12 protein-coding genes are annotated in these 14,834 nt (G+C 67.5%); 3 read left to right on the top strand and 9 right to left on the bottom strand.

The features are described 5' to 3' along the window. Window positions 1–55: 55 nt before the first annotated feature. Together WIX39_RS27365 and WIX39_RS27360 are read right to left on the bottom strand one after the other, a co-directional pair. Complete coding sequence (locus WIX39_RS27365) at window positions 56–1,525, bottom strand: PLP-dependent aminotransferase family protein (RefSeq protein WP_409196406.1); 1,470 nt, start codon at window positions 1,523–1,525, stop codon at window positions 56–58. A 321-nt stretch (window positions 1,526–1,846) separates the two neighbouring features. Then, window positions 1,847–2,815, bottom strand: coding sequence for a LysR family transcriptional regulator (locus tag WIX39_RS27360; protein ID WP_409196405.1), 969 nt, complete (start codon window positions 2,813–2,815; stop codon window positions 1,847–1,849). Window positions 2,816–2,917: 102 nt separating this feature from the next. Here WIX39_RS27360 and WIX39_RS27355 point away from each other — a divergent pair, with 102 nt between their 5' ends. Both WIX39_RS27355 and ggt read left to right on the top strand, forming a co-directional pair. After that, on the top strand, window positions 2,918–3,904 hold the full coding sequence (locus WIX39_RS27355) for a Bug family tripartite tricarboxylate transporter substrate binding protein (RefSeq protein WP_106937901.1): 987 nt from the start codon (window positions 2,918–2,920) through the stop codon (window positions 3,902–3,904). A gap of 17 nt (window positions 3,905–3,921) precedes the next feature. After that, the gene (gene ggt / locus WIX39_RS27350) at window positions 3,922–5,538 is read left to right on the top strand and encodes a gamma-glutamyltransferase (RefSeq protein ID WP_409196404.1); all 1,617 of its coding nucleotides are present in this window, start codon (window positions 3,922–3,924) and stop codon (window positions 5,536–5,538) included. 7 nt (window positions 5,539–5,545) lie between these two features. Here ggt and WIX39_RS27345 read toward each other — a convergent pair whose 3' ends face one another. From WIX39_RS27345 to glgX, 7 genes are all read right to left on the bottom strand, one after another. Then, window positions 5,546–6,883: a methyl-accepting chemotaxis protein gene (locus WIX39_RS27345; protein WP_409196403.1), complete on the bottom strand. Its 1,338-nt coding sequence runs from the start codon at window positions 6,881–6,883 to the stop codon at window positions 5,546–5,548. Window positions 6,884–6,989: 106 nt separating this feature from the next. Beyond that, complete coding sequence (locus tag WIX39_RS27340; RefSeq protein ID WP_285412568.1) at window positions 6,990–8,465, bottom strand: helix-turn-helix transcriptional regulator; 1,476 nt, start codon at window positions 8,463–8,465, stop codon at window positions 6,990–6,992. Between the two features lie 84 nt (window positions 8,466–8,549). Continuing rightward, a complete protein-coding gene (locus tag WIX39_RS27335) occupies window positions 8,550–9,530 on the bottom strand; it encodes a hypothetical protein (protein WP_409196402.1) in 981 nt (326 codons plus the stop codon). A 29-nt stretch (window positions 9,531–9,559) separates the two neighbouring features. Continuing rightward, window positions 9,560–9,808, bottom strand: a complete 249-nt coding sequence (locus WIX39_RS27330; RefSeq protein ID WP_081271008.1) for a CsbD family protein — start codon at window positions 9,806–9,808, stop codon at window positions 9,560–9,562. A gap of 54 nt (window positions 9,809–9,862) precedes the next feature. Continuing rightward, entirely contained in the window at window positions 9,863–10,054 is a 192-nt protein-coding gene (locus WIX39_RS27325; protein ID WP_081271009.1) for a CsbD family protein, read from the bottom strand. A 217-nt stretch (window positions 10,055–10,271) separates the two neighbouring features. After that, window positions 10,272–11,963, bottom strand: a complete 1,692-nt coding sequence (locus WIX39_RS27320; RefSeq protein WP_409196401.1) for a lactonase family protein — start codon at window positions 11,961–11,963, stop codon at window positions 10,272–10,274. Between the two features lie 204 nt (window positions 11,964–12,167). Continuing rightward, window positions 12,168–14,312 (bottom strand): glycogen debranching protein GlgX, encoded by a 2,145-nt coding sequence (gene glgX / locus WIX39_RS27315; RefSeq protein ID WP_409196400.1) that lies wholly within the window; start codon window positions 14,310–14,312, stop codon window positions 12,168–12,170. Between the two features lie 167 nt (window positions 14,313–14,479). Here glgX and WIX39_RS27310 point away from each other — a divergent pair, with 167 nt between their 5' ends. After that, entirely contained in the window at window positions 14,480–14,833 is a 354-nt protein-coding gene (locus tag WIX39_RS27310; RefSeq protein ID WP_285412576.1) for a hypothetical protein, read from the top strand. Window position 14,834 lies beyond the last annotated feature (1 nt).

Raw genomic sequence — 14,834 nt, 5'->3', positions numbered from 1 at the left:
TTTGTCCCGCAGCCACTGCTGGCGGCGTGTGCAGCTGCGGGCCCGAACGACCGGATCAGATCGACGGTCGAGAAGCCGTCGCGTCGCGCGGTGCGTGGTCGACCAGCCTTGCCAGCGTGCGCATGGCGCGTTCCAGCGTTTCATTCCAGGGCTGGCCGCAGGTCAACCGGATGTGGTGCCGGAACTCCGCCCGCGCAGAGAACATCGGCCCCGGGGCCAGGCTGATGTGCTGCGCCAGCGCGGCGCCGTGCAAGGCGATCGCGTCGACGCCGCTGGGCAGCTCGACCCACACGAAATAGCCGCCCGCCGGCCGCACGACCCGCGTTCCGTCCGGAAAAAGCCGGTTCACCGCGTCGAACAGGCTGTTGCGCTGCGCCTGCAACGTCATTCGCAGGCCTCGCAAGTGCCGGTCGTAGCCACCTTCCTGGAGGTACGCTGCCAGCGCCGCCTGCACAGGAATCGAACCCGACAGGCTCGTCGACAACTTCAGCCGCTCGACCTCGCGTGTGAAACGGCCGGGCGCGGCCCAGCCCACGCGGTAGCCAGGAGCCAGGCACTTGGAAAACGACGAGCAGTGCAGCACCAGGCCGCGCCGGTCGAAGGCCTTGGCCGGCAGCGGGGCGACCTTGCCTTCGTAGAGCTCGGCATAGACGTCGTCTTCGATCAACGGCACATCGTGCCGGGCGAGCAGCGCGACGAGGTCGCGCTTCTTCGCTTCGGGCATCAGGCTGCCCAGGGGGTTCTGAAAGGTCGTCATCAGCCAGCAGGCCTTCGGACTGTGGAGCGCCATCACCTGCGCCAGACGACCGAGATCGATGCCCTCGCGCACATGGGTCGGCACTTCGATGGCGCGCAGGCCCAGCCGCTGCAGCGCCTGCAAGGCCACGTAGAAGGTGGGGGACTCCACCACCACAGCGTCGCCAGGCCGCGCCACCGCATTGAGGCACAGGTTCAATGCGTCCATCGCTCCGTGGGTGAGCACGATCTCGTCGGTGGCCACGGCAAAGCCTTGGCGCAGATAGCGTTTCGCGATCTCGCGTTTGAGCTGCTGATTGCCGGGCGGCAGGTCTTCGACCATGCGCCAGGGGTCGAGCCGCCGCATGCTGGAGACCAGGGCGCGCCGCAACCTGTCCAGCGGAAACAGCGTCGGGCTGAGGAACGCAGAACCCAGAGGCACGATGTTGCGCGCGCGCGCGGAGCCGAGGCACGCGTAGATCAGGTCGTTGATCTCGACAGGCTGCGATCCGGATCGCGGCTGCGAGATTTCCGGTTCCCGCAGCGACGTGCCGTCGGCGCGAGCCGTGACGAAGTAGCCCGACCGTGGCACCGCACGCACCAGGCCGCGCGATTCGAGCAGATAGTAGGCCTGGAACACCGTGCTCGCGCTCAAGCCCCGGCTGGAACAGGCCTGGCGCACGGAAGGCAGGCGATCGCCAGGGCGCAGCACGCCACCGGCAATCTGCTGCTCGAGCTCCAGAGCCAGAAGTTCGTACCGCGTCGAAGCAGCGTCCGGACGATGGGGCATGGTGTGGGCACCGCGCCTCGGTCGACTGCCGGCTGGGTGGGTGGGTTTCTGGCAGTCTATCGATTGCGCCCTGCGATGCAAGCAGCGTTCACGATGCCAGGCATCCAACGGCGCGGTGGCAAGCTCGCGTCTGCCGCGATCGACGCCCGGCAGCCAGCCGTTACTCAAGCCGCTGAATCAGCCGGCCCAGCTCCGCCATGTCCGTGCCGTTGAGCGCCGGACCCGGCCGACGCACATAGGCCGACCGGATCGCGCCTGCGTTCGAACGTACCGGGCCGTGACGCACCGCAAGCCGCGCGCTCGAGGAGAGTGGCGTGGGCGCTAAGCGCCAGGCGGCGCCTGCACCGGCACACCAGGCACGCCCCGCGCATGCGCCTTCAGGCAGGCGACGAAGTCCATGAGGGTGGCCGAGGCGTGCTCGCGGTTCCAGACCACGGTGATGGGGCCGAACCGGATGTTCGAATCGACCGCGACTTTCCTGAACAGCCCCAGCGAGGCCATGTAGTCCGCCATGGATTCCGAACACACGCCCACGTAGTCGCCCTTTTGCAGCAGCGCCTGCATCATGGCCAGCGAGGCGGTTTCCGCCTTGGGCACCAGCCACGAAGCCTGTTGCTCGATGAGGTAGGCATCCATCTGGATGCGCGTGAGGGTGCCGACGGGCGGCATCACCCACTTCTCGCGCAGCACGTCGGCGAAGTCCAGCACCCGGTTGCTGCCCCAGTGCCTGCTGCCCTGCCCGATGACGATGCTCACCCGGTCGTCGAACAGCACCTGGTGTGCCAGCTGCGGCTGGTGCGCCCGCGCATCCAGGACACCGATGACGGCATCCATGGCACGCGTCTCCAGGCCCTTGAGCAGGTTGTCGAACGGCCCGTCGTGGATGGACACGGCCACGTCGGCGTGCCGCTGCTGGAAAGCGGCCACCGCCTCGGGCAGGCCGCCGGCGATGCCTGCCCAGACGCTGCCCACGTTCAGGCGCGGCACGCGCCCCGCCGCCACCGCATGCATCTCGCGGCCCGTGCGGGCGACGTCGCCCAGCACCGTGAGCGCCAGCCGCCTGAGCAAATGCCCGGCCGGCGTGAGCTGCACCTTGCGCCCGCGCACCACCAGCGGCGTGCCCGCCACGCGTTCCAGCTCGGCCAGCCAGTGCGACATGGCCGACTGCGTCATGTGCAGCCGCGCGGCCGCCGCGGTCAGCGTGCCCGCTTCGTCCAGCACCAGGAACGACTCCAGGTGCCGCACCTTGATGCTTCGCGCCCAGGACGCGCCCTCCGATCGATCAATCATGAGTAAACTTTCATGCACCCATTGTGCATTTTCACTAGGAGAGCGACAGGGTCGTCATGAAAATACCTTCATCTTTCATGACAGCCCTCTGAGGAAGCCCCCGTGCCCCAACCCATCACGCACATCTCCAGGATCCTGATCGGTGCCGCGCTCGCGGCCGTCGCGGCCGCCACCGCGTACGCGCAGGCAAGCTACCCCAGCCGGCCGGTGCGCCTGGTCGTATCGCAAGCCCCGGGCGGCAGCAGCGACACCATCGCGCGCTTGTGGGCCGAACACGCCGGCAAGGCCATCGGCGCCACCATCGTGGTGGAGAACAAGCCCGGTGCGGGCGGCCTCATCGCCGCGCAGAACGCGCTGAATGCGCCCGCCGACGGCTACACCCTGCTGCTGGGCAGCGTCTCGCTGATGGTGCTCAACCAGTTCACCTACAAGCCGCTGCCCTACAACCCCGAGAAGGACTTCGTGGGCGTGTCCATGCTGACCACCGTGCCCTTCGTGCTGTCGGCCAACCCGGCCACGGGCATCAAGACGCTCAAGGATCTGACGGAAAAAGCCAAGGCGGCGCCCGGCAAGCTGAACTTCGCCTCCGCCGGACTGGGCAACTCCACGCACCTGGCCGTCGAACTGGTGGACAACGCCCTGGGCATTTCGATGACCCACATCCCCTACAAGGGCGAGGCCGACGGCGTGCTGGCCACCATCGGCGGGCAGACGGAGGTGATGGCGCCGGTGTATGGCACGGCCTTGCCCCACATCAAGAACCACAAGCTCAATCCGCTGGCCGTGCTGGCACCGCAGCGCACCCCTGAGCTGCCCGATGTGCCCACGCTGGGCGAACTGGGCGTGAAGGGTTTCGACAACATGGGCTGGAGCGCCGTGGTGGCGCGCGCCGGCACGCCGGCCGACATCGTGGAAAAGCTCAACAAGGCCACGCAAGCCTTCCACAAGAGCCCCGACGTGCAGGCCAAGCTCAAGAGCATGGGCGTGATCCCTCTGTCAGGCCCTTCGGCGCTGGTGATGGAGACGACGGTGCGTGACGCCAAGGCCTGGGGCCCCACGCTCGAAGCGCTGAACCTCAGCGCCAAATGAACCGGCATGCAACGCCCATGAAAAAAGAAGCCATGGTGGTCTGCCCGCAGCCGGAGGCCGCCGAATCGGGCATCGACATCCTGCGCGCGGGCGGAAACGCGGTCGATGCCGCCGTGGCCACCGCGCTGGCCCAGACGGTGGTCGATCCGCTGATGTGCGGCATCGCGGGTTTCGGCACCGCCGCCGTCTACCTGCCCGGCGCCCAGGTGCACGAATATTTCGACTTCCACTCGCCCGCGCCGCTGGCCGCCAGGGAGGACATGTGGGAGCACCTGCTGGAGGGCGAGACCCGGGACGGCTTCGGCTTCATCCTCCAGGGCCGTGTCAACGACATCGGCCCCCAGTCCATCGGCACGCCGGCCACGCTCAAGGGCCTGGAGGCGATGCACCAGGCGCACGGCCGCCTGCCGTGGCGCCAGGTGGTGGAGCCGGCGATCCGCTGGGCGGCGGACGGCTACTTCGTGCGCCCCGGCATGCACGCCTTCTGGATCGACGAGCCGGCCATGGGCCGCGTCGGCAACCTCGAACGCCTGCAATACAGCGACGAGGGCCGCCAGCTCTACTGCCGCCCCGACGGGCGCCCCAAGCCCATCGGCGCGCCGCTGCGCAACGACGGCATGGCCGCCGTGCTGCGCCAGATTGCCGAGGAAGGCGCGCGGCCGTTCTACGAAGGCGACCTGGCGCAGCGGATGGTGGCGCACCTGCAGTCGCTGGGCGCGCTGCTCACGCTCGACGACCTGGCCCGGTACCGGGTGCAGCGCAACCCGCCGCTGGTGGGCCGCTACCGCGACCGCACCGTCACCACCAACCAGCCGCCGGGCGGCGGCGCCATGCTGCTGGAGATGCTCAACATCCTCGAGCACTTCGACCTGGCGGGCATGGAGCACAACAGCCCCGGCTACCTGCAGCGGGTGTGCGAGGCCATGAAGAAGGCGACCATCGACAAGGACCGCTGCATCGGGGATCCGAAGTTCTTCGACGTGCCGCTGGAACAGCTGCTGTCCAAGGACATGGCGCGCGAAGTGGCCGAGCAGATCCGCACGGGCCACCGCTTCAACGTGGAGCGCGTGAACCCCGGCGCGCCGGTGCCCCGCGACACCACCCACCTGAGCGTGGTGGACGCCGACGGCAATGCGGTCTCGCTGACCCACTCGCTGGCCATGCCCTCGGGCATCATCACCCCGGGCATGGGCTTCCTGTACAACGGCTGCATGGGCGTGTTCGACCCGCGCCCGGGCCGCGCCGGCAGCATCCGGCCGGGCAAGAGCCGCTTCACATCGTCGTGCCCCACCATGACCTTCAAGGACGGCGCGCTCGACGTGGTGCTCGGCGCCCCCGGCGGCACGCAGATCGCCATGGGCGTGCTGCAGGTGCTGCTCAACGTGATCGACCACGGCATGGAGATGCAGGCCGCCGTGTCGGCGCCGCGCTTCTCGTCCACCAGCAATGCCATCGACGTGTGCAACCGCATTCCGCGTTCCACCACGCGCGCGCTCGAAGCACAGGGCTACGCCATCGGCCGCAACCCGTACAACTACACGATCGGCTGGGTGCACGGCGTGCAGGTGCAGGCCGACGGCCTGCATGGCGGCGCGGACCCCGGCCGCGATGGCGTGGCGTACCGGCTGCGCTGACGACCGCTCAGGCGCGGCTGTCCGCGGCCTCCAGCCGCGCCATCGCCTCGTGGACCGCGCCCAGGCGCACATCCTGGCTGCGCGAGGCGTCGACGATCGCCTCCATGATCCGGGAAGCCTGCTGAGCCGATTGCTGGATCTCCCGTATCACGCGGCCCGACGCCTGCACCTTCTCGTTGCCGGCCTGCACGCGGGCCGTCGAGGCGGAGACCAGCCCGCCGATCTCTCGCGCGGCGGCTGCACTGCGGTGCGCGAGGCTGCGCACCTCGCCCGCGACCACGGCAAACCCGCGGCCCTGTTCGCCCGCGCGCGCGGCCTCCACCGCCGCGTTGAGCGCGAGCATGTTGGTCTGGAAGGCGATGCCGTCGATCAGTCCCACGATGTCGGCGATGCGCTTGGAGTCGGCCTGGATCTGCTGCATGGCCGCCATGGCGTCCGCCGAGGCATCCGCGCCATCGAGCGCGACGCTGGCCACCTGGCGGGTGTGCGAATGGGCGTCGCCCGCCTGGCTGGCGCTGTGCCTGACCAGCTGCTTCAGTTCCTCGAACGCGCCTTGCACCATGCGCGTCGCTTCGAAGCGGGCGGTGATGTCGGTGGCGTACTTGACCACCTTGAACGGCTGGCCGGCCTGGTCGAGCACCGGGTTGTAGTTGGCCTCGATCCACACCGTGTTGCCCTCGCGGCCGACACGCTCGAACTGGCCCTGGTGGAACTGCCCGCGCGCCAGGTGCTGCCAGAAGGCCTTGTACGCGGCGCCCTGGCGTTCATCGGGGCGCACGAACATGCTGTGGTGCCGGCCGACGACATCGCTTTCGTGGCGGTAGCCCATCGCATCCAGGAAGTTGCGGTTGGCACGCAGGATGCGGCCCTGGAGGTCGAATTCGATCACGGCCTGCGCGCGCCCTACCGCGGCCAGCTGGCTTTGCGATTCCGCGTCGCGCAGCACCTGCCCGGAGATGTCCATGGCGTACTTGACGACCCGCACCACCTTGCCTGCGCCATCGAGCACGGGGCTGTAGTTGGCCTGCAACCAGACCTCGCCGCCGTTGCCGGCGATGCGCCTGCAGCGCCCGACGAAGGGCTCGCCGCTTTGCAGCCGGTTCCAGAACTGTGCGTAGTCGCCGGAATGCCGCTCGGCCGGGTCGACGAACATGCTGTGGTGCCGGCCCTTGATTGCGTCGAGCGAATAGCCCATCAGCGCCAGGAAGGGCTCATTGGCAAACACCACGTCACCCTGCGGCGTGAACTCGATCACGGCCTGGTTGCGGTAGAGCGACTGGAGCTGGCGCCGTGCGGAAACACGCCGGCCCGAAAGGAACGAAACCAGGGAGCGGAAGGAGGTCATGGTCGATCTGAGTACGATTTGATTAATCTACTCATCGACGGTTGGCCCGGGTGTAGGAAACGAGCGCAAAGGCTCGCGCCGCCCCCACGGCGGGCGCTCCTCGGGCCTAGCTCTGCGCCTGCTTCGACGCCACGAAGCATCCATGGTCGCGCGCCCAGAGCAGCGCTTCGCCCCGGCTGTGGACATCCAGCTTGGCGTAGATGGTCGCGACGTGATTGCGCACGGTGCTCAGCGCCACGCCGAGTTCTTTCGCGATCTCCTTGTCCGAATGCCCCCGGCACAGCGAATCGAAGACGTCGCGTTCACGCTTCGTCAAATCCCCGAGTTCTGCCGAGTTGCCGGCGCGCTTCACATTCGCCAGCTTCTCGATGAGCGATCGGCTGAACCAGGAGGCGTCCTGCATCACCGTCTCGATGGCGCTGACCAGTTCGAGTTCGGAGCGCTTGCGATCGGTGATGTCCAGCCACGCGAGAAGCACGCAATCCTGGCCGTTGATGGTGACCGTCTCGGCCGACACCAGCGCGTCGATCGCATCGCCCTCCTTGCGGCCGATCCTGAAATCGGCGTTCCTCACGCTGCCGCCCGGGGCGAGCCGCTGCGCGATCTTCGATGGGACTTCGCCCGGCCAGACCCCGGCCTCCTCGCCGGCCCGTCCCACGACGTCCTCGCTCGCGTAGCCTGTGGCGGCGCTGAACGCCTCGTTGATGTCCAGGAAGACCAGGTCCTCCGCCCTGAGCACCGCGCTGGGCACGGGCAGCATGCGAAACGCCTTCTGGAACCGTTCCTCGCTCTGGCGCAGGGTGCTCTCGGCCTTGCGCCGCGGTTCCAGGTCCATGAAGGTGAAGAGCATGCAGGCCTCTTCACCGATGTCGATCGGCTGGCCCGCCACCACCACCGGCTTGTGGCCGCCATCGGGGAGCCGCAGCTCGGCCTCCATCTGCGGGATGGTGCCGCCTTCACCGAGCCGCTCCACTGCCAGGTCGCGCCTGTCGGCATTCTCGAAAACATCGAGCTGGTACACCGAGCGCCCGATGACCTGCTCGCGCACGTAGCCGGTCATCTCCAGGAAGCCCTGGTTGACCTTGATGTAGCGCTGGTCGCTCAGCCGGCAGATCACGGCCGGCGCCGGGTTCGCATTGAAGGTCTTCTCGAAGCGGTTCTCGGCGCTGGCCCACTCGCTGGCGTCGTGCAGGATCAGCGCCAGGCAGTCGGGCTCGCCGTCGCTGTTGGTCAGCACCAGGCTGCGCACGCGGTGTACCCAGTTGACGCTGTCGTCGTGGGCCGGAAACACCTCCACGATCACGTCGCTGAAGCATTCGCCGGCGATCACGCGCTCGATGGGGTACTGGCCTTCCTGCAGCGGATGGTTGTTGCGATATCGCAGGCGAAACCGCTCGCGGTACTGCGTGACGTCGGCGCCCAGTTCGGCCACCTTGTCCACGCCGTGCATCTTCAGGGCGGCCTCGTTGGCCCAGACGATGCGCTGATCGGGCTCGATCAGCATCACACCCTCGGTGAGCCCGGTGATGATCTGCTGGAGCTGGCGCCTGTCGGTCTGGGTTTGTAGAACGCGATCGTTCATGGTGTAGGTCTTGATCGGCGGAAGTCCCGCATGCGCGCCATTACAACCCGGCTCGCGATGCGGGAGCTTGCGTTGCCTCGTGCGTCAGTCGCGCACGCTGCGCCGGCCCAGGAAGCCCGCGCCGCCCGACACCAGGACACCCAGCAACAGCGCGATCACGCCGGCCCAGGCCGCATGGCTCACGCCCTTGGCCGCGGCATCACCGGCCTCGCGGGCCTTCTGCTCGGCTTGCTGCTTGAAGGCGTCGTACTTCGCCACCGCCTGGTTGAAGCTCTGCTCGTAGTTGTCGGCGATCTGCTGGGCTTCGGCGCGGCTCTTGCCGGTGCGCGCCGCAATGATGTTCACCAGCGCGTCCTTGTCCGCCGCATCGAGGCCGGGCTGCGCCTTCTGGCGCAGGCGATCGAAGAAGGCCGCGAGGTCGTCCGCCGATGTCTGCGGCGCGGTGGCCGCGTCGGCGGCGGTCGCCTTGCCGTCGCTGGCCGCCGCGCGGGCGTCAGCCTTCAGCTTGTCAGGGTCCAGCGCGGGCTTGCCGGTCTGGCGCAGCAAGGTTTCCAGCTGGGCGCGGGCGTCCGACATGTCGAAGTTGATCCCGTTCTTCTGCAGCTGGTCCTTCACGCCCGAAGCCAGCGTGGGCGCGGCGGCCGCCACGCCCTGGCCGGCGAGCGACAGGCCGGTGCTCGCCACACCCGAGGCCGCACCGATGACGCCGCCTGCGAGCGTCGAGATGGCATAGACCGTGACCAGCGTCGTCACCGCCCAGCACAGCACGCCATGCAGGATGCCCTTGCCCGGTGCCGAGCGCCCTGCGAAGAAGGCGCCCACGGCCAGCGCGATGAGCGTGGAGGCGCCGACCCACAGGCCGGTTCCCATGCCGAAGCCCGCGAGCGGATTGCGCTCGCGCAGCGCGTCGATGGAGCCGGTGCCCACGGCCGTGCCGAGCACGCCCAGGAACAGGTAAGTCGCCAGCGCGAGGAACAGGCCGACGAAGACCGCGCCCCAGGACACGCGCCCCCGATAGACCTCGGCGGAATGCGGCAGGAGCACCGTTGCAGTTGTGGTTGTCATGTTCTTCTCTCCCGTGGAATGCACGCGTCTCAGCGCTTGGCCCAGAGGGCGCCCAGGACGAAGCTCACGCTGGCCACCACCGCGAGGGTCGCGACGGGGTTGACCACCGCCGACTCACGCACCTGGTCGAGCACGGCGCCATAGCCCTGTTGTGCCTTGCCGGCCACCTGCCTGGCCTTGCCTTCCAACTGGGTCGCGGTGTCGCCGGTGGCGGCGCCGAATGCGTCCTGGACGCGGCCTGCGATGTTCTGCATCGTTCCTTCAGCTTTTTCAAACATGTCTATTTCCTTCGTGGTGAGTTGATGTGAATGGGATATCGGCGAGCCACTGAACTACTTGCGCAGCTTGTCGGCGGCGTCCTTGGCCGCTTCCTGCGTCTTGCCGACGCCTTCCTGGGCCTTGCCGGCCAGCTTCTCGGCCGCGCCTTCGACTTCGAGGCGCTTGTTGCCGGTGACCTTGCCCAGCGCTTCCTTGACCGATCCCTTGACCTGCTTGAGATTGCCGTCGACCGTGTCCTTGTTCATCTCGTGATCTCCAAAGGTTGCCCGTGCGGAATTGCCCCAGGCGTTCGCATCAGCAGCGAATGGAGAAATCGTAGATTCGCGAAGGGCTTCGAAACACAGACAGATGCACTAGAAGACGTAGTGCATTTGCCCCGATTCGGGACGTGATTCTTCAGGGAGCGTAGGACGACCGGCAGCCCATGCGTGGGAGCCACGCCCACGGCCGGTTTTGATGGCCCTACTTCGTGAGCGCGACGTATTGGGGACTGGTGCCGCCCGACGGAAACTGGACCGGGCTCGACAAGGCGCCGGTGACCGGATCGATGTCGAAGACCGAAACCGTGCCGGATATCTGGTTGGCGGTGTAGACACGGCGGCCGGTGCGGTCCACGCTGATCGACGTCGGCCCCGACCCTCCGGTGGCGAAGGGACTGCCGGACAGCGGCGTCGGAACGCCGGTGCGCGCGTCGATGGCGAAAGCCGACACGTTCGCAGCGTTGACGTTCGCGACGTAGACGAATCGCCCTGTCGGATCGATGCCGAGGCCGCGTCCGGCCATTCCGGTGTCGGCCGACGCAACCTGCGTCAGCGTGCCCGCCCGCGGATCGATGGCATACGCGATGAGCCTGGAAGGCGCCGGGTTGGGGGCTGTTGCCGCCACGTAGGCGAACCGTCCGGAGGGTTCCAGCGCGACGTTGAATGCCTGCAGTCCGACCGGCAGGACGACGCTCTGCACGGGCCCGCTCAATGCGCCGGAGGTCGCATCGATGGCGAGCACGTCGACGCTGCCATCGAGGTGCGGAAGGTACGCGAACCGGCTATCGCCATCGATGGCCATCCAGAAGTCGTTGGGCGAGCCACCGGTGGCGAAGGAAGTTGCCGCGCCAAGCTGCCCCGTGGCGCTGTCGATCGCGAACTGCACGACACTGCGGTTGCCCAGCACATAGGCGAAACGGCCCTGCGGTTCGATGGCAATGAACCTGGCGCTGTTGACGAAGACAGTCTGCACAAGCAGCAGCGCGCCAGTGCCCGGGTCGATCGAGAACACGAAGACGGTGCTGCTCAGCAAGCCGGCGACATACGCGTAGCGCCCCGAGGGGTCCACCGTCATGTGCTGCGGCGAGCTGCCTGCGGCCACCGTCGTGGGCGCCGGCAGCGAGCCGCCAGCGCCGATCTCGAATGCGCTCGCGTTGTTCGAGTGTTCGTTGGGCGTGTAGGCGAAACGCGAAAGGCCGACGTCCGTGCAACGCACTTCGACGGACGTGACGTCGGACGCGCCCACGGTGCCGAACGCACCGTGCGCCACGCACGTCTGCGCCGCCGCGGGCTGCGTCTTCACGGTGACGCCATACCCGGCACCGCTGGCCACCGGCGTGGCGAAGCTGAAAGTGCCGTTGGCCGTGACCGTCAGGTCGTCGCCCGCATTGTTCTGCAGCACCACCCGGTCGCCGCCCGCAAGCTTCGTGACCTTGACACTCACGTTGAACGCGGCAGCCGAGCACACGACCGCGATGTCGCCCACGTCGGCCTCGCCCACCGTGCCCGCGCCGCGGTTGACCGTGCATGTCTGTGGCGGGTTGGCGGGTTGCTGCTTCACCGTGACTGCGTAGCTGGCGCCCTTGGCACGACGGTCCCCGAAAACGAAGCGGCCGTCCGCCGCGACCGCCACGTCGGCCGAGCCGGCTTGCTGCAGCACCAGCCCGCTGCCCAGGAGGCCGCTGACGTTGCCGCCCACGGCGTACGTGGACGCCTGCTCCGCGGGCGTGCCGCCACTGCCAGCGCCCCCGACCGGCAGCGGGAAGGCCGAAAACCCGGACCCTCCGCCACCGCCGCCGCCGCACGAGAGCACGGCGAGCGGCAACAGCAGCAGCGATGCCTTTTGCAAAAGGCGCAAAGAGGTGGCGGCGCGGATGCTGCTGGTCAAAGGCATGTCGACTTACTCTAAGAAACAATTGGCGCAACAATGTTACTTGAGTCCGCCGGCGCGCAGGCGCTGCGTCAGCCGGGTCCGGTGGTCGATGACGAACCGATGGTCCGGATGCTGGTCACCGAGGTGCTCCAGGATGACCAAGCCCTTTCCGGCCGAAGCCTTGGCGGCGCGGGTGCAGGAGATGCTGGCGCAGCCCTGAGGCGATCACTCGGACGCGCGCGGCGCGCTCAGGAAAACCAGGACCGAGCGGCCGGTGGCAAGATATTCCTCAAAGGTCTCGTTCGATGCACCGTTCGCGTCGTTGTTCGTTTCCATGGCCAGTGTCCAGGGCTCGCCGGGTGCGGGGGGAAGCTTGAAAGGCACCGCGTCCTGCCAGCCATTGAAGATGACGAGCGCGCTGGTGTCGTGCGCGGGCCGGTCGACCGCCGACACGGGCGCTCTGCCATCCAGAAGCAGCGCGAACGACCGCGTCTGCGTGTCTTCCCAGTGCGCGGGCGTCATCTCGTTGCCGTCGGGAGCGAACCAGGCAGCGTCCTTGGCGCCGCTCTCGCCTCCGAATGTCGCTCCCGTCAGGAAGCGATTGCGGCGCAGCACGGGGGTCTGCCTGCGAAGCGCCAGCAGCTTCTGCGTGAAGCCGCGCAGTGCGCGTGCAGCGTCCGTGCCTGCGGCCTCCCAGTCCACCCACGAAATATCGTCGTCCTGGCAGTACGCGTTGTTGTTGCCCTTTTGAGTTCGCCCGAACTCATCGCCGGCCAGCAGCATCGGCGTGCCTTGGGACAGGAACAGCGTGGCCAGCTGGTTTCGCTGCTGCCGCGCGCGCAGTGCAAGGATCTGGGGGTCGTCGGTGGGACCTTCGGCGCCGCAGTTCCAGCTGCGGTTGTCCGAATGGCCATCGCGGTTGTCTTCGCCGTTGGCTTCGTTGTGCCGCTCGTTGTAGCTCACGGTATCGGCCAGCGTGAACCCGTCGTGCGCGCTGATGAAGTTCACCGACGCCCAGGGGCGGCGGCCGCGGTTGTTGAAGCGGTCGGCACTGGCCGTGACGCAGGACGCCAATTTGGGCGCCATGGCTTCATCGCCCTTCCAGAATGCACGCACCGTGTCGCGGAACTGGTCGTTCCACTCGGCCCATCCCGGCGGAAAGCCGCCGACCTGGTAGCCGCCCGGGCCGATGTCCCACGGCTCCGCGATGAGCTTCACGCTGGAGAGCACCGGATCCTGCCGGCAGCTCTTCAGGAAGCCGCCGCCTTCGTCGAAGCCGTGCGGCTCGCGCGCCAGGATCGTGGCCAGGTCGAAGCGAAAGCCGTCCACGCGCATTTCGGTCACCCAGTACCGCAGGCTGTCCGTGACCATCTGCAGCACACGCGGATGGCTCAGGTTGACGGTGTTGCCGGTGCCGGTGTCGTTGATGTAGTAGCGCGGCTCGTTCGGCATCAGGCGGTAGTAGCTCGCGTTGTCGATGCCCTTGAAGGAAATGGTCGGGCCCAGTTCGTTGCCCTCGGGCGTGTGGTTGTAGACCACGTCGAGGATCACCTCGAGCCCCTGGCTGTGGAAACGGTCGACCATGTGCTTGAACTCGTCGATGTGCGGACCGTCCATGTAGCGCTGGTCCAGCGCGAAGAAGCCGATCGTGTCGTAGCCCCAGAAGTTGGTCAGTCCCTTGTCCGTCAGGAACGGCTGGTTCAGAAAATACTGGATCGGCAGCAGCTCGACGCTGGTAACGCCCAGCTCACGCATCCCGGCGATCACCGCATCCTGCGCCATGCCCGCGAAGGTGCCTCTGAGGTTCTCGGGCACGCCCGGGTGGCGCATCGTGAAGCCGCGCACATGGGTTTCATAGAACACCGTGTCGCTCCAGGGCACCATCGGTCCCTGGGGCTGCGACCACGCGAACTTCGAATCCACGACCACGCATTTCGGCATGAAGGGCGCGCTGTCGCGCTCGTCGAAGCTCAGGTCGCCGTCCGGGTGGCCCACGGTGTAGCCGAACAGCTCGGGGCCCCATTTGAGCTCGCCCATGTGGGCCTTGGCATAGGGATCGAGCAGGAGCTTGTGGTGATTGAAGCGGTGGCCCTTCTCCGGCTCATAGGGGCCATGAACACGCAGGCCATAGCGCGCGCCGGGCTGCAGGCCCGGGATGAAGCCGTGCCACACCTCGTCGGTGTATTCCGGCAGGGTGACACAGCCCAGTTCCTTTTCACCGGCCTCGTCGTAGATGCAGACGTCGACCCGGGTCGCATGCGCCGAAAAGACTGCGAAGTTGACCCCGTCGTCTCGGTACGTGGCCCCAAGCGGATAAGCATGGCCCTCCTCCGCAGAATATGTGGCGTTGGCGTCGGAAGCAGTGGACATGTCGGCGTACCCGAGTTTCAGAGGGTGAGAGCGTCACCGTACGGCCCGGCAACGGACATCGGATAGACCGCTGAGCAAACGTAGGACCACATGGATGCGGTCCAGTTAGTACAAAAGCCCGAGCCGGCACCCCCCGAAAATCAAGGTTTTCAACAAAAGGAAAGTCGATGAACAAACCCGCCCGAATGCTCATGCTTGCTGGCGCTGTCGCGCTGTTGATTGGCGCGTTCCTCGCCTTTGCCGGCGGGCCGCCCGGGGCGGATGCCGCGCTGGAAGCGAAATGCCGCGCGAACATGACGGCCCGCAACGCGGACGCCGCCTTGCTCGCCCAGTGCAAGGAAGCAGCCTTCGCGACCGCGATGACCGCGACCGACGCCAACGCGGCAGCCAGGGCGATCAGCGCGGCCAACAACAGCGAGATCGGCGGCAACGCCTTGGCCATGTTCCTCATGGGCTTTGGCGTTGTGCTGCTGCTGGTCGGGTTCGCGAAGGCGCGAAAGGGCCAGGACCGGCTTTCCTGAT

Source organism: Variovorax sp. AB1(2024) (genome assembly GCF_037482385.2).
GTDB lineage: Bacteria > Pseudomonadota > Gammaproteobacteria > Burkholderiales > Burkholderiaceae_C > Variovorax.
This window is presented reverse-complemented; position numbering and strand designations above follow the sequence as displayed.

Coding starts and splice junctions, on each gene's coding strand:
- WIX39_RS27320 (WP_409196401.1), bottom strand. CDS start 11,963: ATGCCTTTGACCAGCAGCATCCGCGCCGCCACCTCTTTGCGCCTTTTG.
- WIX39_RS27325 (WP_081271009.1), bottom strand. CDS start 10,054: ATGAACAAGGACACGGTCGACGGCAATCTCAAGCAGGTCAAGGGATCG.
- WIX39_RS27360 (WP_409196405.1), bottom strand. CDS start 2,815: ATGATTGATCGATCGGAGGGCGCGTCCTGGGCGCGAAGCATCAAGGTG.
- WIX39_RS27345 (WP_409196403.1), bottom strand. CDS start 6,883: ATGACCTCCTTCCGCTCCCTGGTTTCGTTCCTTTCGGGCCGGCGTGTT.
- ggt (WP_409196404.1), top strand. CDS start 3,922: ATGAAAAAAGAAGCCATGGTGGTCTGCCCGCAGCCGGAGGCCGCCGAA.
- WIX39_RS27340 (WP_285412568.1), bottom strand. CDS start 8,465: ATGAACGATCGCGTTCTACAAACCCAGACCGACAGGCGCCAGCTCCAG.
- WIX39_RS27365 (WP_409196406.1), bottom strand. CDS start 1,525: ATGCCCCATCGTCCGGACGCTGCTTCGACGCGGTACGAACTTCTGGCT.
- WIX39_RS27335 (WP_409196402.1), bottom strand. CDS start 9,530: ATGACAACCACAACTGCAACGGTGCTCCTGCCGCATTCCGCCGAGGTC.
- WIX39_RS27310 (WP_285412576.1), top strand. CDS start 14,480: ATGAACAAACCCGCCCGAATGCTCATGCTTGCTGGCGCTGTCGCGCTG.
- glgX (WP_409196400.1), bottom strand. CDS start 14,312: ATGTCCACTGCTTCCGACGCCAACGCCACATATTCTGCGGAGGAGGGC.
- WIX39_RS27330 (WP_081271008.1), bottom strand. CDS start 9,808: ATGTTTGAAAAAGCTGAAGGAACGATGCAGAACATCGCAGGCCGCGTC.